This window comes from Undibacterium sp. CY21W, assembly GCF_014284265.1.
GTDB lineage: Bacteria > Pseudomonadota > Gammaproteobacteria > Burkholderiales > Burkholderiaceae_D > Undibacterium > Undibacterium aquatile.
Map to the genome: position 1 here is coordinate 711,963 of NZ_JACOGE010000001.1, position 20,389 is coordinate 732,351.

The window sequence follows — 20,389 nt, forward strand, 5'->3', positions numbered from 1 at the left end:
TCATGGCAAATTTTGTCAGCAGAGATCCGAATAATTCATGTTTTTGGGACGAGCGTTTCAGCAAAAATTTTACGCCTTGGGATAAAGGGGCGGTTCCTCAGGACTTACGCGATTTTGTGCTGACAGCCACTGGTAAAATACGAACGCTGATACCAGGGTGCGGTAACGGTTATGAAGCGGCTTTTCTGGCGCAGGCTGGCTGGGACGTGACTGCAATCGACTTCTCACCGGCAGCAGTGAAAAGTGCGCAGATGACGATAGGGGAGTGGTCCCACCATGTCGTTGAAGCGGATTTTTTTGAATATCAACCCGCACAGGCGCCGGAGTTGATTTACGAGCGCGCATTTTTCTGTGCCTTACCGCCGGTGCGGCGACAGGATATCGTCCAGCGCTGGGCTGAACTTCTGCCTCCAGGTGCTTTGCTGGCAGGATATTTTTTCTTTGATACGAATGCTGACGCGAGCAAAAAAGGCCCGCCTTTTTCTATATCGGATCAGGTCTGGCAAGAGTTAATGGCGCCTCATTTCACGTTATTGACAGATAGGGCTGTGAACGATTCGATTGCCGTATTCGAAGGCCGCGAGCGTTGGCAGATCTGGCAGCGGCGTCACGCGACGAATGGCCAGTAATCCTTTTTTAGCGATGATCTTCGGTGCTACTATCAGCACGTGTCTTATTTGTGGTACCCACTTATGCGCTATCTGAATCCCCGTTTGAGCACTGAGCAGTTACCCGCAATTCCATTGCAGGCGGAGGCGGTCAGAACCTTGTTTGGTGCTGCTGAATACCGGGGCGAATTGCTGAAACAGATTGCCAGTGCGAAACACAGGATTTATCTGTGCAGTTTATATGTGCAAAATGATGAGGCTGGCGCCGAAGTCATGGAGGCTTTGTATGCTGCCAAAGCTGCACGCCCATCATTGGACATTGCGGTATTGGTGGACTGGCATCGCGCGCAACGCGGCTTGATCGGCGAACGCAGGCAGGCAGGGCAACAAACCGGAAATGCCGCCTGGTATCAAAAACTAAGTCTGGCGCATGCTGCAGGCGTACCAGTGTATGGCATTCCGGTACAGACCAGCGAGTTGTTTGGTGTTTTGCACCTTAAAGGTTTTGTGATTGATGATGTGGTGATTTACAGCGGCGCCAGTATTAATAACGTGTATCTGCATAAGCAGGATAAATACCGGCACGACCGTTATTTACTGATCCAGAATTCTGTATTGGCGACCACGATGGTTGATTTTATACGTCAGCACTTGCTGTTGGCCTCAGCGGTACATCGCCTCGATAAGGCGGAAATTCCTGCCACACGCAGCATTCGTAATGACATTCGCCGCTTTCGCGAGCAGTTAAAAAAGGCACGCTATCAGTTCAATGAAAAATTTGTAGGACAATATTCAGAGACGCCACCTGCGCTGAGTGTGACGCCATTGGTTGGTGTTGGTAAAAATAATCCACTGAATAAAGCGATATGTCAGTTGCTTGCGGCGAGTAAGACGCAGATTGTCATCTGTACCCCTTATTTCAATTTTCCCCGTGCTGTGACCAGAGAAGTGAATCGCGCGCTGAAACGCGGAGTGAGCGTTGATATCATCGTCGGCGATAAAGTTGCGAATGATTTTTTTATTCCACCGGAGCAGCCTTTTAAAGTCATTTCGGCTCTCCCTTATCTTTATGAGGTCAACCTCAGGCGTTTCGCCAAAGCGCATCAGCTTGATATCCAAAAAAACCGGCTCAGATTACGCCTTTGGAAAGACGGGGAGAATACCTATCATCTTAAAGGATTGTGGATAGATCAGTGTTACGCACTGATGACCGGAAATAATCTGAATCCCAGGGCATTCCGTCTTGATCTGGAAAATGCGCTGTTAATCCATGATCCGCGGCAAGAGTTACTGGCACAAAGAAATGCAGAGCTGGCGAGCATCGTTGAGCATACGACGCTGATCAGCGATTATCGTTCTTTGGAGAAGGTAAAAGATTATCCGGAACCAGTCCGGAAATTACTGACACGCCTGAGTACTATCAGACTGGATCGTCTGGCTTACCGGGTGCTGTAGGAGTTAAGGTTGTGTTGGCGGCGAGGTATGAATGACTTGCATGGGCGGGACTTCGTCAGGCAACCATTTATGATAGATTTTTGCGAAGCTACCGTCTTTCTTGATGGCGCGTAATGCATCTTCCCATATCTTAATAGTTGAGGCTGGCGTCTTAGCGGAAAACGCCAGATATAGCTCCAGTGCATCAAGCACCATGACAGGCTCAACATCATCGCTGGAATAGCCTATGTCTTTCAGAATCGAGGGTACAACAATACTTCCTTCCACCCATAAGTCAAAACGTTTGGCCATCAGCATATTTGCGATGACCAGTGGCGACACCGCCAGTTCCAGATTGAAAAAACCTTTTTTACGCGCTGTGTCAGCAAAAATACTGGAGCGATAAGCACCGACTTTCAGTTTGCGGATAGCGTCTCCCTGACGCAGCAAATTTGCCGCATTTCCTTTACGGGTATACAGCGTGATGTAAGAGATCGCAACCGGGCCCACCAGGTGCATGAGTTTTTCGCGCTCTTCCGAACGTCCTACCGTGAAAAGTAAAACGTTAGACTCATCCAGTAAGGCTTTGTATCCTCGCGCAAATGGCACTACCTGAATGGCTTGTATATTCCCTGTTTTTGCTTGTATTGCCTTGACGACTTCTACCGCCATACCTTCTGCTTTCGTATCGTTGCCGAAAGAAATCGGAGGCCAGTTTTCAGTCAGGATCTGTAACTCTTGTGCATCAGACAAAGAACAGAAAAATGACAGGCATATCGCTACGAATGTGCGACAGCGGGTAGTGATCAGTGGGCGACAGTCAATGTGGGACATGATCATCATCAGCAGCAAATTGTTGGCAAATTGCAGTGAACAACAAAATGTGTACACATATTGCCAATGTAAACCGTTTACACAGTCAGAGCCAGAGGATTTCAGGTAATCACTGTGAATGTAACACATCGTCACAATGATTCTTTTTTACCGCCATCAGCCTGGCTTGTCGTCGTTGGCAGAGCTGAGTTGAGATCGCTGATTATTTCTGATTTTTCTCAAGCGGAAAATCTGCTTTCCGACAAACCTGCGCCACGCACTGTTTTTGACGCATTGATATTCAACATAGTTAATCACAGCGGGGCCCCAGCGCGTTTTGGATACATCCTCGCCAATTGACAGGTTCAGGCGTTGAATTTTTTGTCCGATTGCCCATTGGATTGCTTCTGCTACTAAGGTCGTCATGACGCTGTATTGCGCATAATCCAGATCGTAGCCTGAATAATATAAATAGAGTTCATCACCCATATTGAATGCCAGTCGCATCGCGACGACTTTGCCATTCAACTCGAGACAAAACAAACACATGCGATCAGCAAAAGGCGTATCAAGCAGATTTTCCAGCAGTGCCTTGTGTTGTGGATGAGAAAAATAATCAGGATGTTCTATCGTCTCTTTCGCTGACGCACGTGCACCATGCAGCGCATAAAACATCGGTAATTGTTGAACGATAGCGGTACGCCCTTGGAGAACGCGGAAACTCATGTCCAGGCCGTCTCGTTTGGGCGAGTTGTAACAGCGACGCAGGGATTCTTTAATGTTGCGCTTTAATCCGGATTTAAAGCTATCCCAGTCTTCACCCAGCGTTAGTACGAAGTTAGGAATAGTGCGGTCGGTCAGAGGGAAGAGCGACTTATTATTCTGGATGAAATGATCTGCGGTCGCTTTTGCTCCGATGATCTGAAACTCTGTGAGTCCGAAGGTCTCGCAACGAGTTAAATTTTCCCAGAGTTGCAGCACTTTCTCAGCATATTCCGGCAAGGTGAGGGGAACACGTAGTTCGGTCAGATTGGGGTCGCCGCCGAAAGGTCGTACATAGCGATACAGGAAAAAACGATGCAATCCTACATGCGTGTTCATCAGCGGCATCACTGCAACCAACTGATCGTTATCGTACACGGCACAAATAGCCAGTTCATGTTGATGAAAGAAGGATTTGCCAGAGAAAACTTTCCACCACGCGCAATTCCAGTCGTAGGTTTGGAACGGGAGCAGATAGTTTACTTTCGTCTCTAAAGCTCGCCATGCTGTCGCAAGAGCGTCGAAATCTTTTTCTTTGGTGATGATGATTTGTTTGAGGTTGTGCATCGAAGATAAATGTGGCGAGCTCACAGAAACTAAAATATTGCTTTGATTTAACTTTATCTGTTTGTCTGTTTGATAGAGTACGTTACAAACTGAAACAAGTAACTTATCCCATAAAAGTTATCTTTTTGCAAGGGAGAATGGCGAGTATCAATAGGCTTATTTGGGACTGGCGGCGTAGATTTCTCTGGCCACCATATTGTCTTATTTTTCGTACACATAAAGTGTTCTGAATCTGTCACGGTCGTCCCTTGATACAAATCAACAGCGGACGGGAGTAAGCACTCCATACTTCCTGCAGTAAAAACTTTAAAGGAGAACGGAAATGAAACTGTTAATCGACTTGTTTTCTACTGACTACGGCCTGATGAGTATTGCCGGAATCATTTTTATGATTTGCATGGGGATATTTTTTATTCGCTATTTCTTATCGCACATGCGTGAAGAAGAGCAGCAAGAACGATAAGCTGCGGATACCTATGAAATTGGTGACCTTGTGCTTTCGGTCACCTTGATTTTGTTTTAGTCGTTACGGTAATTATTCAGAATTGCGGCATATTCGCCACTTTGCCGTATTGCTTTCAGTCCTTTATTGAAGTGATCGCGATGTTCACTTTTGTGGAAACCAAGCAAGCGTGGAGTCGGCTTAAATAAATGATGTACCGTATAACGGTTCGCTGCCTCTGTTTTGCCATGCAATAACCGCGCGAAATACAGGAAAGCCCGTAAATCCAGCAAGATAACATCCCCCCGGCCGGCATCCAGCATCGGTACCTGAGAAGCCTGATCGCCTACTTCTGAATATGATCGATGGTTTTTAACTGCCATCGTAAATTCTGAGCCAAGCACTTTTTGCGCATTGCTGAACGCCACGATTTTTTTGTCTGATAGATCAGATAAGGAATTGATCTGTAAGTGTTTATCACTCAGCGTGACAGCCACATTCTCAAATTCGATGACAGGGTCAGAGAAAAAGATTTTCGCGTTATTCACCGGAATTCCGGCAAACCCCGCATCTGCAGTTCCCGCTTCCACCTCAGTTTCCATACGTTTGTTATTCGATCGGATAAATCTGCACTGTATGCCTTGCGTGGCAAAGGCGCGGGTAACAATTTCCGGCACCAGACCCCGACGGGGATCGTCTTTGACATACGGTGGTAACGCTGAAACATGAAACAAGAGTTCCAGTGCTTGCGCTTCCCAGCTCGTCAGCAGACAACTTAGCAATACATATATCCGGAAAAACCTCATGTCAGCCCTTATCACCGTGCTAAATAAAGTCAACGATGTCGCACCAGTGGCATCGTCTTCACGATTTAATGTTGGCTGATTCTGATGTGTAATGCAACCTGGAAAGAAAATGTGGGGAGAATGCCACGTTGTTTGTCACGAAACTGTGGCGAGAGAGAACTTCAGATACTGTCTGCACCAGCACCAGCCTGCGTTCCGGCATCAAAACTGACGCTACCGCTACACAGGCTGGCACGGGCTTAAGCTGCTTTATTTAGCGTTACCAGGAATCGACCATAAGAAATCTACTTGCAGAGTTCCTTTAAAGCGCGGATCGTTTAAACCAAGGTAACGATCACCGGAATAATTTGGTGCAGTCGTAAGGTTTTTAGGATTGAAATTTGCGGCTGCGTGACAGCTCATACAGTTAGTTTGTACGCCAACGTTATTGGCAACGGTTTGTCCTTTATATTTACCCGGAATGGAGTCGGGCAAATCACTCGGGCCAAATCCTGCTTCCAGATACGGGTTGTAGCAGTAAACGGATTCCCCGACATTTTTGCCGCCAGTTTCAGGTTGTGGTGGAGACAAGGTTTGATAGGCCGCACAATGTGCGTAATGGCGCGGTGCACCTTGCAGTGCGGCAGGGCGCAGTTTTGCTATCGCTGCTGAACTAGGTGCTGGCGGTAAATCGGGGGCTGGCGTCCACCAGAAACTTTGCCAGGTCCATTCTGTAATTTCACGGCTACCGACATGCATAGCGACGAGCACTGAATAATCACCGGCTGCGATACCTTTGAAATTCTCAGTCGATTTGTTCAGCAATTCTGCATTGGCGGCATCCACTTTAAAGTGAATAAAATTTTTCAGACCATAGGTGTTTGCCGCTGTACGTGACGAACCATCGACCGCACATTTATTATCGACACCACCGGATAATTTCTCTGTGCCAGTATCCTGAGTATCTATCCAAACACATGTTTTCCAGTCGGAAGACGGAAATGGAACCGGAGTTTTTGGCGGACCGGGCCAGACCGATAATTGAAAATATCTTGCCTGAACCAGATTCTTACTTTTTAAAGTCTGAAATACTGGTTTCAGAGAGAGGGATGGCGCAGGAAAAGCCGGAATGCTGGTCTCATTCGCTGCCAGCATTTTGTTTAATGCAGCGATGGAAAACAGATTATTCGCGCGGATATGCGCTGCGGCAATCGGATCATATTTGACAAAGCCGAGCACCGTTTCTTTTCCCTGCGTCGTCTTCAATAAGCCGGCGTGGTTCAATTGATGAAATGGTGTGAGTATGTTGGGAACACGTGGCTTATTCATTAATGCTTGCGAACTGGCGGTCATAATATCGTCTGGCGTTTCCCAGGTTTCAAAGACCCGCAAAGGCTGCCCCTGATAGGTCTCGCCTGAATTGAGTGTCAGCGCCGTCCAGATACCCCATGCATGTTTTTGTATTTCAATTTGTCCTTTCGGAGATTTTGTCCAGGCAGTAATCGTGTCTGCCGCGACCGGGTAGGTATAACCGGGGATTTTAGGATCTGGTAGTGGAACTGGCTTAAAAGAGCTGACAATGACATTAGATTTGCCGCTATCCGCAGGCATCGTTTGTGCCTGTAGCGTTTGACTGCTCAACAAGCCAGCGACCATCGTTGCTGAGCAGAAAATGCGTATCTGCCGAAGCTTGGTCTTATTGGAATGATCGAATTTCAGATGCGTTTTCATACCTTCTCCCTGTGATGTTACTGCGAACGACGTAAGGTTGATCTGAGGCTTGAAACGGAACCCGATAGCGTGGAACGTTGAATAATAGTGCCAGCGGGGATGTTGCTTTTTTATCTTACTTTTTATGTAAGATTTTCAGTGTAGCCGGAATTGATGGAATAGCAAGTTAAATAGATTGATCGTTTCCCCATCGGGTATCCGGACGAGCAGCAGATGTTTTTCTGAAATCAAACTGAAGGACGTATATCTCTAATATCGTGGGAGGTTGGCATTCCTGGTGCCGGTCAGAAGCACGCAGGTTTTGAATATGCGGAGTTACTTATCGCTGCGCGGATGCGGGGCAAGACCAGCGCGACGCGCGGTTGTTGGGATAGCTGATCTGCCTTTCAGCAGATCAATCACACCGCGAAGGATGGCGCATCTGCTTACTCAGGCAGACGCCATTGATGGATAGGCCGTCAGAATCTGATGCGCAATCAGATCAATGGCGGGTCTGGGTTTTCCTTGCTTATCAACCCAGACTTTTGGTGTTAAAGCGCCGGACAACGAGACACTGTCGCCATCGTTCAACGCAAGTAAGGCCTGCCGTACCTTGTCATTAAAGGCGATCACATTACACATGATTGTGTCACCGTCATCTGTCGCAGCACGCACCTTACAAGTCACATATGCTGAACCAGCTTGTCCGCTACGTTCTTCGGCGTTGCCGTACATGCGCCCGGCGATTAATCCATCTATCATCGTTTTTCTATTTTCATTCAGTCTGGCCTGTTACACCAGAGGATTCATTATGAGAAGCTGCTGTCCATCTTTCGGATTGCATCGCGGCTATTTGCATTATCTTTGCCGCCACATTTTGTCTCGTCAATTTTTTGTCAGTCTCTTTTCTGTGCGAAACGAATTAAACGCCGGATGCGGGAATAAAGCAAATAAGCGACTCATCCATCACATTCATACGCGGTCGGTGTGGATGTGTGAACATCAAAAGTAAAATGCTTATACTTCAAGCCTGCGCAACGACGCTGGCGTGATATCGTCTCAGCTCTGCCTTCCACACTTACTTTTTTCTTAAACGCTATGACTCTGAATCAGATTGCGGAACACTACGTCAAACTCGTCCTTGCTGTAGGTCAGCATGACGCCGGTTATGTTGATGCCTATATCGGCCCGCCATCCTGGCAAAACGAAGCACAACAATTACCGACGACTCCATTATCAGAATTATTGGCGCAAGCTGATGCTTTATTGCAGCAGGCAGATGCTTTGCCGGCGCCGCAACAAGATCAGCTTGAACGTCAGGAATTTTTACGTCTGCAGTTACATGCAGTAAAAGCTTTTATCGCGCAACTGAATGGCAGCAAATTGCCATTCGATGCGGAATCGAAAGCCTTATACGATGCGGTATCCCCGGCGTTGACCACAGCGGACCTCGATATCACGCTGGCAGAACTGGCGGCACTTTTGCCAGAGGAAATTAAGGGTAGTGATCTGAATGCGAGATTGTCTGCTTATAACAAAGCATTTGAAATTCCGCGCGATAAACTCGATGCCGTTTTCACTGCCGCGATTAATGAAGCGCGCGCCCGCACCAGACGCTATATCGCATTACCTGAGCATGAAAGTTTTCAGGTTGCTTATGTGACGGATAAAGTCTGGAGTGCGTATAACTGGTACAAGGGAAACAGTCACAGCCTGATCGAAGTCAACACCGATTTTCCTATGTTCATCAGCCGCGCAATTGATCTCGCCAGCCACGAAGCCTATCCCGGTCACCACGTCTTTAATGTGCTGATCGAAAATGAATTAGTGAAAGAAAAAGGCTGGATCGAATACTCGATATATCCACTGTATTCACCGATGTCGTTTCTGGCTGAAGGAAGTGCGAATTACGGTATCGAGGTCGCCTTTCCACATGCAGAACGCATGCAGTTTGAACAGGAAGTTTTGTTCCCATTGGCCGGTATTGATCCCGCCAAAGCCGAACGCTATTACCAGATACAAGCCGTGCTGCAAAAGCTGTCGTATGCCGGCAATATGGTGGCGCAACAGTATCTGGATGGCATGATAGATAAAGACACCGCGCTGGCAATGTTGATGAAATACAGCCTCTCAGATGCAGACCGCTCAGCGCAGCGGCTGCGTTTTATCGAACATCTGCGTTCGTATGTCATCAACTACAATCTTGGTCAGGATGTCGTGCAGGCCTACATAGAAAAGCGCGCCGGAACCGATAATCAAGATTTGCGCTGGCAGATGTTAACCGATCTGTTGCGTCACCCGAAAAGCGCGTCGATGATGACGGATTCTTTGTTAGCTTAAGCGAGCCCCCGTGCTCTGTTTTAATAGGGTGAAATGCTTCTGGCTCAGAGCACGATCTCCCAATTTCTTCCTGAACTGTCAGTAATATTTGAAAGAGGTCACCATGAAAACACCAGGCACTATGACATCCAATACGTCCGGAATTCCAGGATTTATCCGTACTGAACCACCTGTCGGCAGTATCGTGGCATTTGCCGGAGATGTGACACAGAACATCATCGAGCCATCAGGCTGGATGGTATGCGATGGTAGAACGCTGAACGTTGCGCAGTATCCCGTTTTATTTGCCGTGATCGGTTATCGATTTGGTGGCAGTGACGGACAATTTCATATTCCTCAGGCAGATGTTGCCAATATTTCTGCGGTGGGAGACACGGCTGAGACCAGACCCGCGAATGTCACGATTTCTCAGTTGATCAGATTTGCCTGACATTCGCTGAAATTAATACTCACTGCGTTTTACTCACGGGATTTTGTCCTATCACGAAAATCGAAAGTAAAATAAAACCCCTAATGAAAATGCGCCTCGCAAGTCATTAATGGCTGGCGAGGCGCATTTTTATTAGGGTATAGCCTGCGGCACATCAGTACCGCGCATCGCCATGCTCTGGCCTTATTGTGTAATCAGTTTGACGGTGAGAGACTGAGCACCAGCACGGTCGGCAGCGTTGCTGATCAATGTCAGCAAGCGGTCGATATTCGGATGCTTACCCGGAAACGCTTTGGCATCGGTGGTGTGCTCTGCATACAAACGCAGCCCTTTTTCTGCTGCTGCGGCATTGATCTCGCCAAACTCCTGCGCCAGCGCATGATAGACACGCACACTGCCTGCCGTGCCAGGCTTGTTTTCCAGTCTGGCGATGAGTACATCACCATCAGATAATTCCAGCGCGGCGATATGGTCAATGCTGGGTAGGGTGGCTAAGACTTCACTGAATTGCATGAGGCTTCTTTCAATAAATAAAATGGTGACCAGAAGAATCGTGGTTGCCGATGTCGGCGGATGAGCAAATGACAGCATTCTAAAGTCATCCCGGGTGCATTTCCAATTTCATCTGATTTCGAATAAAAAATCTGATCGCTATAAAACTCCCACCAAACTCCGTCCTCCCGCTGTTCTTTGCACCATGATTTTCGTTGCGATGCGTTCGGTCATTTCCTGTACATGTGAGATGACGCCGACTTTGCGGCCTTGGGCTTGCAGGCTGTCTAAGGCATCCATGGCGACTCTGAGAGTATCGGCGTCGAGGCTGCCGAAGCCTTCGTCGATGAACAGCGATTCGACTTTCACGCGATTGCTGGAAAGTGAGGCTAGGCCGAGTGCGAGGGCGAGTGAAACGAGGAAAGATTCGCCGCCGGACAGCGAATGCACAGAGCGGTTTTCGTCGCCCATATCCTGATCAATCACCATCAGACCCAAGCTGTCGCGTATGCGTTGCAGACGGTAACGCCGCGCCAGCTGATGCAGATGTTGATTGGCATAAGCGAGTAACACATCGAGTGTGTATTGCTGCGCATAATTGCGGAATTTCTTGCCGTCCTGCGAACCGATCAGGTCGTTGAGCTGCGCCCAGATGCGCTGGCGGTGTTGTTGCTGCTGCATTTCCTGCAGCAGATCGGCGGACTGCTGGCGACGTGCATCGTCCTGTGCTTTGGCAAGCTGATGTTGACCCAGATGCTGTTGCGCTTGCTGACGTTCGCTATGCAAGGTCTGCAGGCATTGTTGCAAATGGGCGATGTGTGCCGCATTGTTGCTGTGTTCTTCTGACGCTTGTTCTGCCAGCACAGCTCTGTCGTCATCGTTGTTGCTGGTCGCTGTGGTGTTGTCGCTATCTTCGGTGTCAGCAACATCTGGCGGTGGCAATGTTGGCGGTCGCTGTAATTGATGGGCACTGCTTTGCTGGCGGCGTTCCTGCAATACCGTGGCCGCTTGCTGACGCGCATTGGCAATCGCTTGCAGTGCGCTGCGTTCGGCGCTGATCCATGCATTGTCATGTTCAAGCAGCGTGTGCAACTGCGCTTCGGTGAGGATGCTGCCGCTATTGGCATCGTCATCCCTATGATCACTTTCAGCCTCGCTGTGCTTGGCGTTGGCAGCCTTTGCATTGTAGTGCGACAGCCATGCAGTCAGTTGCATTTGTGCGTTGATGGCTTCCTGTTGATGCTGACTGCACCGTGCTTGTGCCTGGGCGAGTGCTTCGGTGCTGCGGCTTAGCTGTTGCTGGCTGGCGCTGGTGGCGATCGTATGTTGCGCCAACTGGTCTTTCGCCACTTGTATAGCGTTGGCAAAACGCGCGCTGATGACAGCCACGGCTTCACCCTGAAACAGCGCGCGGCGTTGCTGTTGTTTATCGTTGAGCGCGCGCTCGCTGTTGCTGAGTGCCAGCGCAATACCTTGCTGATCGTCGTTCGCCTTTTGCTGCTGAATGCGGCTGCTTTCCAGACTGATATTCAGCGTTGCAATACCGAGTTCAGCTTGCTGATGTGTTTGCTGCTGCTGTTGCCAGGCTAGGGCATTTTGTTTGCATTGTTGTTGGAAGGCGATGGCAGACGCTTGCCAGTGGTCGCGCCAGGATACTTGTGCATCGTTGCTGTCATCGCTGACGACATCCGTGACGGCGAAAGCGGTATCGAGTTCATTCAATATGTCGTCAAGCCGGGTGCGACTGTGTATCGCCTGTTCCGCGTTATTTGCACGTTCAGTTGCGTTATTTTCCAGCGCGTTCAACGCAATGCTGTGTGCTTCTTTTAAACCGAGATATAACTGATGTCCCTTATCCCATGCGGCTTGTGCGGCATCTTTGGCCTGCAGGGCTTGATAATAAACGGTCTCGCTTTTTTGTATTTCTGCTGTATGGAGGTGAAGCGCTTGCTGCTGTTGTTCCAGCGATTGCCATGTTTGCAGATAAGGTAATTCCTCAGATGCGGCGAACGCAAACATGGCGTGTTGTTGCCACTGCGCCTGCTGGTGTGCGATCTGTTCGTGCAGGGTACTGAGTTCCTGCTGAAGTTGTGCAAGCTGCTGGCCGTGTTGTGTGGCTAGCGTGTGGTGGTGGCTGGCTTGTTCGCGGGCGAGCTGTTCTTGTAGACGGCAATCCTGCACCTGCGCTTGCAGTTGCGTGAGCAACGCATGCAATTGTGGATTGCTGTCGGTCTGTGCATACGGATGCGCCGTCGCGCCGCACACAGGGCAGGGCGCTTCGTCCTGTAATTGCGCACGCAGATTTTCTACATTGTCGGCGCAGGCTGCTTCCGCGCTTCTGAGTGCGCGTTCTGCTTGCAGCAAAGCTGCGCTTAATGCCGGCAAGGTCGTGCTCGCTTGCACGCTGGCGGCTTGTGCGGCAGTGACCGCCAGTTGCGCCTGATCTGCTTGTGTCTGCAAGTTTTGCAGACGCGCATGGCGTTCCTGCAACTGTTCCAATAATTGCATGCCGCTGCTGAGTTGTTCGCGCTTTTCTTCCGCGTTTTGTTTGTTGCGACGGAGTGCGTCGATATCGATCAACGCGAATGCCTGCGCGGTTTGCTGGCGTTGCTGATCGGCGGCAACCAGTGCTTCTTCTGCAGTGTGCAGGCTGGTTGCGTGCTGTGCCACTTGCGCTTGCTGCGTTACTTGTTTTGCATCCAGTGCGAGGATATTGGCCTGATAGCGTTCGTGGTCGGCGCGGGCAACGGCGGCTTGGGATAACAAGGTATCCCATTTATCCCAATGTTCAGCGAGCACACGCAGCGCGGCGTGTTGTTGCAACCATTGCGCCGAGTTTGTCAGGCGCTTTTGCAACTGGCCGAGTTCGTTTTGCTTGCTGAGAAATGCCGTGTTGGCGTCACCGCATGCGAAATCGGCTTGCTCTTTACTTTGCTGTAAAGCCTGATGCGCAGGCAGCATAATTTCTATGCTGGCATCCAAGGCTTTTGCCTGATCGAGCAAGACGGCCGCGGCAGCTTGTTCCTGTTCTCTGTTTTGCAATTCGTTTTGCGCGAGAAGGAACGCCGCCTGTGCTTGTTGTTGCGCCTGTTGTGCTTGCAGCAGCTGATGCTGCGCAGCTTCTATCGTCGCCTGATCTTGCACAATCTCACGTTGCAGGCGGGTGATGTCAGCGAACAAAGGGCGGGCGCTTTGCACCTGATCAAGCTGTTCCAGCAAGCGCTGGCGCGGGATGCTGGCTGCATACTCCTGCTCACGTTCCTGCAAATCAGATAGCGCGGCTTGCTCGCTTTGCGCGAATTTTTCAGCATCCTGATGCCAGCGCAGATGCAGTTCAATCGCGGCGCTGTGGGCATCCAGTTTTTCCATTGTTGCCTGCGCGGCGGCGAACTGCTGTTCCAGCGACGCGCGTTCTTCATCGCTCAATGGCTGATTGTCGGCCAGGCGGCTGTGAAAACGTTCCAGTGCTTCGCGTTCGTCTTTGGCGCGCTGAAACGCGCGCTTCGACAGTACAGAATAAATGTCGCTGCCGGTGAGTGTTTCGAGTAATTCACCGCGCTCGTTATCGTCGGCTTTCAGGAAGCTGGAAAATTCATTTTGTGCGAGCAGAACAGCGCGCGTGAATTGTTCAAATTTGAGTCCTATGCGTTTGACAATTTCGTCTTTGACTTCAGTTTTCTTGCCGCCGATGGCCAGCATTTCCGGCAATTGATGCAGCGTCATCGTGGTCGGTTGCAAGCTGCCATTCGCCTTGTTACGCGAGCGGCGCACGCTCCAGCGCGCACGATAATTGATGCCATCATTGCCGGTGAAATCCACTTCGGCATAGCCTTCACCCGTGCCACGGCGCAGCAGGTTGCCGGTGTCTTGTTGCGAGATCAGTTCTTTACCATCCGGCAAGGTTTTATTGCCACCGGCTTTCACCAGACGCGGCGTGTTCTCATACAAGGCCATGCAGAGCGCATCGAGCAGCGTGCTCTTACCTGCGCCAGTGGCGCCGCTGATGGCGAATAAGCCCGCGGAGCGCAAGGGTTCCTGTTCAAAATCGACGACAAATTCACCCGCCAGTGAGGCCAGATTTTTACCCCGGAGTGCCAGAATTTTCATGCCTGCACCTCCGGCGTTGCCAGCAATAATTCAGCAAAGGCAGCGCTGATTTCCGGCGGTGTTCCGCTCTTATTTTCATCATCGAATTTGCTTTGATACAGACGATCAAAAATTTGATCCGGATGCAGGCGTTCCAGCTCTGCTAGCGCAACATCGGATGTCGCACTGACGTCTCTTTGCGCAAAGCTGGTTTCGATTTTAGAGAGACGCACAGGTTTGCCTTCGATAGCCTGTTCTATCGCTGCGCGCAAACCGGGTTCCGGTGCGTTCAGCCGCACGCGCACTTCCAGAAACGGCATACGTTCGGCGGGTGTATCGTGCGGGATATCCAGCGCGGTCAGTGCCACCAGCACTTGCGCCAGCGGTGCCGGTTTTTCCGGTACGCGCAATAAGGCGACTGCACGCGGCACATACAGCGGCGTGATCGCGCTGACCTGATTTTCCTGCAGATCGACGCGTAATACCTGATGGCGATAATCCACTTCAGCGAACGACAAGGGCAGCGGGCTGCCGCAATAACGCAAGTGTTCCTGCTTACCGATTTTTTGTGCCAGATGCAAATGTCCCAGCGCTGCGTAAGCGACGTTGCTGTCAAAAATAGTCGCCGATAAAGCTTCGGTGCCACCGATGACAATGCGGCGTTCAGATTCTTCAGAAATTTCACCGCCCACCATATGGCAATGACCCAGCGCGATGATGGCTTGCTGAGGTTCGCGTATGTCGATGGCATGTTGCAAGACCTGACGATACAAAAGCGCGATACCTTCCATATACGGATCATTCGCATTTTCTATGCGCGGCACATCACCCGGACGCAGAAAGGGAATGGCCATACACCATGCGGCAATATCACCGTGCGCATTTTTCAGCGGCAGCAGCAACGATGCGATGTCGATGCTGCCATCGGCTAGATGCGGCACGAAACCGATCACAGTCACACCGAGACTATCGAGTAAAGGAGCAGGTGCTTCAAGACGCCCCGGCGAATCATGGTTGCCCGCAATGATGACGATCTGTAATTGCGGCAGGAGGGTTTTGCTTTGCTGCAGAAAACGGTAAAACTGTTTCTGGGCGGCGGCGGACGGATTCGCAGTATCGAAAATATCGCCGCAAATCAGCAAGGCATCGGCTTGCTCGCTGACCAGCGTGTCGCTCAGCCAGTCGAGAAAAGCCTGATGTTCAACACTGCGGTCAAATTGATGCAGAGTCTGGCCGAGATGCCAGTCGGAAGTATGAATGATGCGCAAGGGAAGCCTTTGAATGCGGTAGCGGTGCGATGCCAGTCTGCCCGGATTGCCATGTTGCGGCGGCTTTCCGAGGCGCGGCGGACATCGCTGTGCGTTTAAATGTATAGCGATGACTTTACCAGAGCTGCTTGTAAAGTGGCGGATGAGATGGCAGAAAACCTGACGATAAATGCCCTATATTTTATGCGCTTCACAGACCAAAAATGGCTGGAAAGGCGCATATTAATTCAGGGATTCAGCAGCGTTTGCAGATCCGGGTGCGGTGCCTGCAACTCTTTGAGGATGCGGGCGTTGTCGAGCAATAATTGCTGGCGTTGCCTGTCGCCGCCAGCATCATGCGGAAATGCCGCCAGTAATCGTTCACGGATATTTCCTTCGCAGACACCGCTGTACGCGCATTGTTCGGTTGCCTGCAGGCTGTCTGCAGCACATGGATAACCGAGTTGACACGCCGCCAGCGTGAATGCCTGCGCGCGTATGCTGAGTGCTGCCTGTTGTTCTTCATCGAGGCTATTGCTGCGCAGATAGGCGTTGACAAAGCCGCGCAAGGATTCCAGCGCCTGCGGGTTACGCGTCGCTAACGCAGCGTTGGCCGCTTGCATCGCGGCAGCGTACTGCTCTTGCTGCAGCAATTGGCTTGCGCGTTCACCCGCTGTTCTGACCATGCCATCGGACCAATGGGCTTGCTGTATCTGTTGCTGTTGCCGTATCTCATCCGCAGAGAGTTGATCGAAATTTTTGCAACGTTCTGTCAACTGCTTATATGCGATTTTTTGTGGCGTGTTATCCGCTAGCAATTGCATCTGTTGGCGCAGGGTATCGCCACCGGTGCCTGCAAAATTCGGGAGACAGGTGCGCCATGCGCGATAAGCCAGTTGCTGGCGTGCGGCATCCTGTGCGTTTTTGTTTTGTTCAAAAATCGCGCGTAAATCTTTGCTTTGCTCGAGCGGGTCGGCAATGGCAGTGTTGGTGGCAAGTGTTTCAGTCGCTTGTGTGTCGTTGGTGCTGTTGTCGCCACTTGGTGCCGATGAACTGCCGTGCATAACTAATCTGATCGGCGCATGATCGCTGTCGCCAGAATTTTGCGTGGCGAATACCAGCATCAGCACGACGCTGCTGAGAAATAAGGAAAATGCCAGCAATTGTTTGTGGGACATGAAATGACTGTCGATGGCGGATTGATGTTGTATTGATGTTTTGATTGGTGTTCTGTGAAGCGGCTATCCGTCATGCAAGCGGATAGCCGTTTTTATTTTTGACCTGCGTTGCGTACTGCGTCACCGTCACCGTAAATTTTTCGATCTACGACAATTCGACCATGACGAATGTCGTCAGCAGCGCAACTCTATAGTCATTATGGTTTAGCGATAAAAATATTGGTGCTTGGGCAGGTGCCGGCAACATTCGCATTCGTGACCAGCGACGTCGATGCCGGGAATTGGCTCAGATTATTTTTATTCAGGTTGACCCAGACTTCAGTCAGATAGCTGACGCCGTTGGTTTTGGTACATTTCAGCGACACTGCGGACGAGCCGCTGCTGCCGAACGATGTATTCGCGGCTGCCAGCAATTGCGAGCGCGATAAAGTTTTACCGATGTTATTCGCGATCAGCGTGTTGAGCGCGGTTTGACCCAGACGATTGCTCAGGCTGCTGGCATCGCCCCAGTAGTTGTCGGCTGTTTTGGTGCTGCAACTGCCGTGTTTGAACCATTCATGTTTGTCGAGGCAGGATTGCACGCCTGGCATATAAGTGCTCAGCACCGACAAGGTGGAACTGCTGGCGCCGTAAGAATCCATGCTGCACCAGGCGCTGCTGGCATCCAGATCGATATCTTTTTGCGGAACATTGCAATATTGTGGATGGTTGCCATCGTAGGCATTTGGCCACAAGCCATGCAGAGACAGATGCGTGGCAGCGTAAGTGCCTTTCAGATTCTGGCATTCTGGTTTGCTGCTGTGGGTGACGCAAAAGCCAGGCTGCCAGGACGCAGCAAGTAAAACGAAGTCATACGATTGCGCCTGAGCCGCAACGCTGACCAGCATAGAAACACATATAGCGACTGACGCCTTGATAAGTTTAGACAACATAGATTTTCCCTGAGGTTAATGTTTATTTGTTTTTAAAGCGAAATACACTGAGATGCCAGTGAGGTGAAAACGCATCGCTGAGACATGAATGCGCCGGATTTATCGCCAGTGCGGCGACTTGAGAAAGTTACCGTCAGGATATGACGGCAATGTGACAAATTTGTAATTTAAATATAACAACAATGAGCGATTGGCCCCATCAAGCTATTTGGTGTGGCAAATGTTGTTTTATGACGATTTCTGCGAGATTGTTGAACTGTTACCGTTGTGATGGCGACGCTGTTCGCAGTCATAGTCTGTCTACGGGCGGCGTTTTCTGTCGAAACCAGCAAAAAAAAGGCAGCCTTATCAGGCTGCCGAATGGATGGTTAATCCGAGGGGAGACGTTCACATGTCTGACGCGCACTATATATGCTGAGTGTTACGTGGGTATGACAGTTGTGATTCGAACTGTATGCACGCATGCTGTTGCAAAGCTTGAAGATACGCACAGATCATTACGGTGATGCCGGAAACTGATGATTTTCTCTATATAAATAGTGATTATTCGCTGTATATTCTCATCTCCTATGTCTTTATAATGCCCGCTCAAAATTCGCGGGTTTTTTTATTGGTTTCCTGACACACGCAACTTCATGAATACACTTATCTGGTTCGTTATCCTGTATTGGGTTATCTCGGTTGGCATAGGCCTGTATGCGGCGCGCTATGTGAATAACTCTAAGGACTTTGCTGTTGCCGGACGCTCTTTGCCGATGTACGTGGTGACTGCCACTGTATTCGCGACCTGGTTCGGGTCTGAGGCGGTGCTGGGCATCTCTTCCACTTTCGTCAAAGAAGGCTTAAAAGGCGTGGTGGCAGATCCGTTTGGTTCCTCTTTGTGTCTGGTGCTGGTCGGGTTGTTTTTTGCCAAACCGCTGTACCGCATGAATCTGCTGACGATAGGCGACTATTACCGGAATAAATTTGGACGCACAGTCGAAATTCTGGTCACTTTGTGTATCGTGATTTCGTATCTGGGCTGGGTTGCGGCGCAGATCAAGGCGCTGGGGCTGGTGTTTAACGTGGTCTCCGGTGGTTACATAGCCATGGAAACCGGGATGATCATTGGTGCCGCCAGCGTGCTGATTTATACGCTGATGGGCGGCATGTGGTCGGTGGCGATTACCGATTTTCTGCAAATGATCATTATCGTGGTCGGCATGGTCTACATAGGCTGGGAAGTTTCCGGCATGGTGGGCGGTGCAGGCGTCGTGATCGAACATGCGGCAGCGGCGGGTAAATTTGAATTCTGGCCGTCGCCGACAGCGCGGGAAATGCTATGGTTTTTTGCCGCCTGGATCACGATGATGCTGGGATCGATACCGCAGCAGGACGTTTTCCAGCGCGTAGCCTCATCGAAAAACGAAAAAATTGCCGGGAACGCATCGATACTCGGCGGCGTTTTGTATTTTTGCTTTGCGTTTATTCCTATGTTTCTCGCGTATTCCGCTACGCTGATCGACCCTGGCATGGTGAATAGCCTGATCGATAAAGATTCGCAGTTGATCTTACCGACGCTGATCATGAATAAAGTGCCGATGCTGGCGCAGGTGATGTTTTTCGGCGCTTTGTTGTCGGCGATCAAGAGCTGCGCCAGTGCGACCTTACTGGCACCATCGGTTACTTTTTCAGAAAATATACTGAAACCATTTTTCCCGAAACAGTCAGATAAACAGTTCCTGTTGATGATGCGGGTTGTGGTACTGGTATTTACTGCAATCGTAACCATCTTTGCCATGAATACCGAATCGAGCATCTACAAGATGGTGGAGAATGCTTACAAAGTGACGCTGGTGGCTGCGTTTGTACCGCTGGCGTTCGGTTTGTACTGGAAACGGGCGACAGCGCAGGGCGGGCTGGTATCGATTATTTTCGGCATTACTTGCTGGGTTGCGCTGGAATTGACTGCGCCGGAAGGTTTCTGGCCGCCGCAACTGGTCGGCGTGTTGATGAGTATGGCCGGAATGATCGTCGGTTCGCTATTGCCGCAATACAAGGGCGGGGTGAAAACGTCGTTACGCTGATTTCCAGCTTGTGGCGGCGCTTTTTGTCCGCCTCAGCGATGTCGCCAGCCAGTGACGTGGGTCGGCTCAGCGCTACTGCGCACACCGCTTGTTGATGCAATGCGCAAATTTCAGTTGAAAACCTTTATAATTCAGGGTTTTATCAGTTTTTTTAGGGCGAGAGTATGCCGATTTACGCTTACCGTTGTGAAGAGTGTGGTTTTGCCAAAGATGTATTGCAAAAGATTTCCGATGCACCGCTGACAGATTGCCCTTCTTGTGGCAAAGCCTCATTTAAGAAACAAGTCACTGCCGCTGGCTTTCAGCTTAAAGGTTCGGGCTGGTATGTCACGGATTTTCGTGGTGGTTCCGGCGGTTCTGCAGGAACATCCGCACCGGCTGTGTCGACAGATGGCGGTAGTGCCGCAGGAAGCGCCCCAACGGCGACAGAAACACCGGCCACACCAGCAGCATCTGCTGCGGCCAGCGACAAGACATCGACCTGATCGTTGTCAACG

The 20,389-nt window shown here is 50.3% G+C and carries 17 protein-coding genes; 7 read left to right on the plus strand and 10 right to left on the minus strand.

Annotation, left to right across the window (positions count from 1 at the left end; genetic code table 11):
* Positions 1–2: 2 nt before the first annotated feature.
* Together H8K29_RS03205 and pssA are read left to right on the plus strand one after the other, a co-directional pair.
* Complete coding sequence (locus tag H8K29_RS03205) at positions 3–629, plus strand: methyltransferase domain-containing protein (RefSeq protein WP_186896352.1); 627 nt, start codon at positions 3–5, stop codon at positions 627–629.
* A gap of 63 nt (positions 630–692) precedes the next feature.
* Positions 693–2,063, plus strand: a complete 1,371-nt coding sequence (gene pssA, locus H8K29_RS03210; RefSeq protein WP_186896353.1) for a CDP-diacylglycerol--serine O-phosphatidyltransferase — start codon at positions 693–695, stop codon at positions 2,061–2,063.
* A gap of 3 nt (positions 2,064–2,066) precedes the next feature.
* Here the strand turns inward: pssA and H8K29_RS03215 are convergent, their stop codons facing one another.
* Both H8K29_RS03215 and H8K29_RS03220 read right to left on the minus strand, forming a co-directional pair.
* Positions 2,067–2,876 carry an ABC transporter substrate-binding protein gene (locus H8K29_RS03215; protein WP_186896354.1) on the minus strand — a complete coding sequence of 270 codons (810 nt, stop codon included), beginning with the start codon at positions 2,874–2,876 and terminating at the stop codon, positions 2,067–2,069.
* 156 nt (positions 2,877–3,032) lie between these two features.
* On the minus strand, positions 3,033–4,208 hold the full coding sequence (locus tag H8K29_RS03220) for a GNAT family N-acetyltransferase (RefSeq protein WP_186896355.1): 1,176 nt from the start codon (positions 4,206–4,208) through the stop codon (positions 3,033–3,035).
* A gap of 298 nt (positions 4,209–4,506) precedes the next feature.
* On the opposite strand from H8K29_RS03220, the gene H8K29_RS03225 reads away from it, so the two are divergent.
* Positions 4,507–4,647, plus strand: a complete 141-nt coding sequence (locus H8K29_RS03225; protein WP_186884739.1) for a DUF3149 domain-containing protein — start codon at positions 4,507–4,509, stop codon at positions 4,645–4,647.
* A gap of 56 nt (positions 4,648–4,703) precedes the next feature.
* On the opposite strand, the gene H8K29_RS03230 is transcribed toward H8K29_RS03225, so the two are convergent.
* From H8K29_RS03230 to H8K29_RS03240, 3 genes are all read right to left on the minus strand, one after another.
* Positions 4,704–5,408, minus strand: a complete 705-nt coding sequence (locus H8K29_RS03230; RefSeq protein ID WP_186896356.1) for an ABC transporter substrate-binding protein — start codon at positions 5,406–5,408, stop codon at positions 4,704–4,706.
* A gap of 273 nt (positions 5,409–5,681) precedes the next feature.
* On the minus strand, positions 5,682–7,142 hold the full coding sequence (locus tag H8K29_RS03235; RefSeq protein ID WP_186896357.1) for a hypothetical protein: 1,461 nt from the start codon (positions 7,140–7,142) through the stop codon (positions 5,682–5,684).
* 429 nt (positions 7,143–7,571) lie between these two features.
* Positions 7,572–7,883 carry a single-stranded DNA-binding protein gene (locus H8K29_RS03240; protein WP_186896358.1) on the minus strand — a complete coding sequence of 104 codons (312 nt, stop codon included), beginning with the start codon at positions 7,881–7,883 and terminating at the stop codon, positions 7,572–7,574.
* A 336-nt stretch (positions 7,884–8,219) separates the two neighbouring features.
* Between H8K29_RS03240 and H8K29_RS03245 the strand changes: the two genes are divergently transcribed.
* Both H8K29_RS03245 and H8K29_RS03250 read left to right on the plus strand, forming a co-directional pair.
* Positions 8,220–9,461 carry a hypothetical protein gene (locus H8K29_RS03245; protein ID WP_186896359.1) on the plus strand — a complete coding sequence of 414 codons (1,242 nt, stop codon included), beginning with the start codon at positions 8,220–8,222 and terminating at the stop codon, positions 9,459–9,461.
* Positions 9,462–9,564: 103 nt separating this feature from the next.
* A complete protein-coding gene (locus H8K29_RS03250; protein WP_255423232.1) occupies positions 9,565–9,891 on the plus strand; it encodes a phage tail protein in 327 nt (108 codons plus the stop codon).
* Positions 9,892–10,074: 183 nt separating this feature from the next.
* Here H8K29_RS03250 and H8K29_RS03255 read toward each other — a convergent pair whose 3' ends face one another.
* From H8K29_RS03255 to H8K29_RS03275, 5 genes are all read right to left on the minus strand, one after another.
* Complete coding sequence (locus H8K29_RS03255) at positions 10,075–10,404, minus strand: DUF2322 family protein (RefSeq protein ID WP_186896597.1); 330 nt, start codon at positions 10,402–10,404, stop codon at positions 10,075–10,077.
* A gap of 138 nt (positions 10,405–10,542) precedes the next feature.
* On the minus strand, positions 10,543–14,490 hold the full coding sequence (locus H8K29_RS03260) for an AAA family ATPase (protein ID WP_186896360.1): 3,948 nt from the start codon (positions 14,488–14,490) through the stop codon (positions 10,543–10,545).
* A complete protein-coding gene (locus tag H8K29_RS03265; RefSeq protein ID WP_186896361.1) occupies positions 14,487–15,737 on the minus strand; it encodes an exonuclease SbcCD subunit D C-terminal domain-containing protein in 1,251 nt (416 codons plus the stop codon). Before H8K29_RS03265 ends, H8K29_RS03260 begins: the two co-directional genes overlap by 4 nt.
* Positions 15,738–15,964: 227 nt before the next feature.
* Positions 15,965–16,894, minus strand: coding sequence for a hypothetical protein (locus H8K29_RS03270; protein ID WP_186896362.1), 930 nt, complete (start codon positions 16,892–16,894; stop codon positions 15,965–15,967).
* A 197-nt stretch (positions 16,895–17,091) separates the two neighbouring features.
* The gene (locus H8K29_RS03275; protein ID WP_186896363.1) at positions 17,092–17,826 is read right to left on the minus strand and encodes a ribonuclease; all 735 of its coding nucleotides are present in this window, start codon (positions 17,824–17,826) and stop codon (positions 17,092–17,094) included.
* A 635-nt stretch (positions 17,827–18,461) separates the two neighbouring features.
* Between H8K29_RS03275 and H8K29_RS03280 the strand changes: the two genes are divergently transcribed.
* A complete protein-coding gene (locus tag H8K29_RS03280; protein WP_186896364.1) occupies positions 18,462–19,892 on the plus strand; it encodes a sodium:solute symporter family protein in 1,431 nt (476 codons plus the stop codon).
* A 164-nt stretch (positions 19,893–20,056) separates the two neighbouring features.
* On the plus strand, positions 20,057–20,377 hold the full coding sequence (locus H8K29_RS03285) for an FmdB family zinc ribbon protein (protein ID WP_186896365.1): 321 nt from the start codon (positions 20,057–20,059) through the stop codon (positions 20,375–20,377).
* Positions 20,378–20,389: the final 12 nt, after the last annotated feature.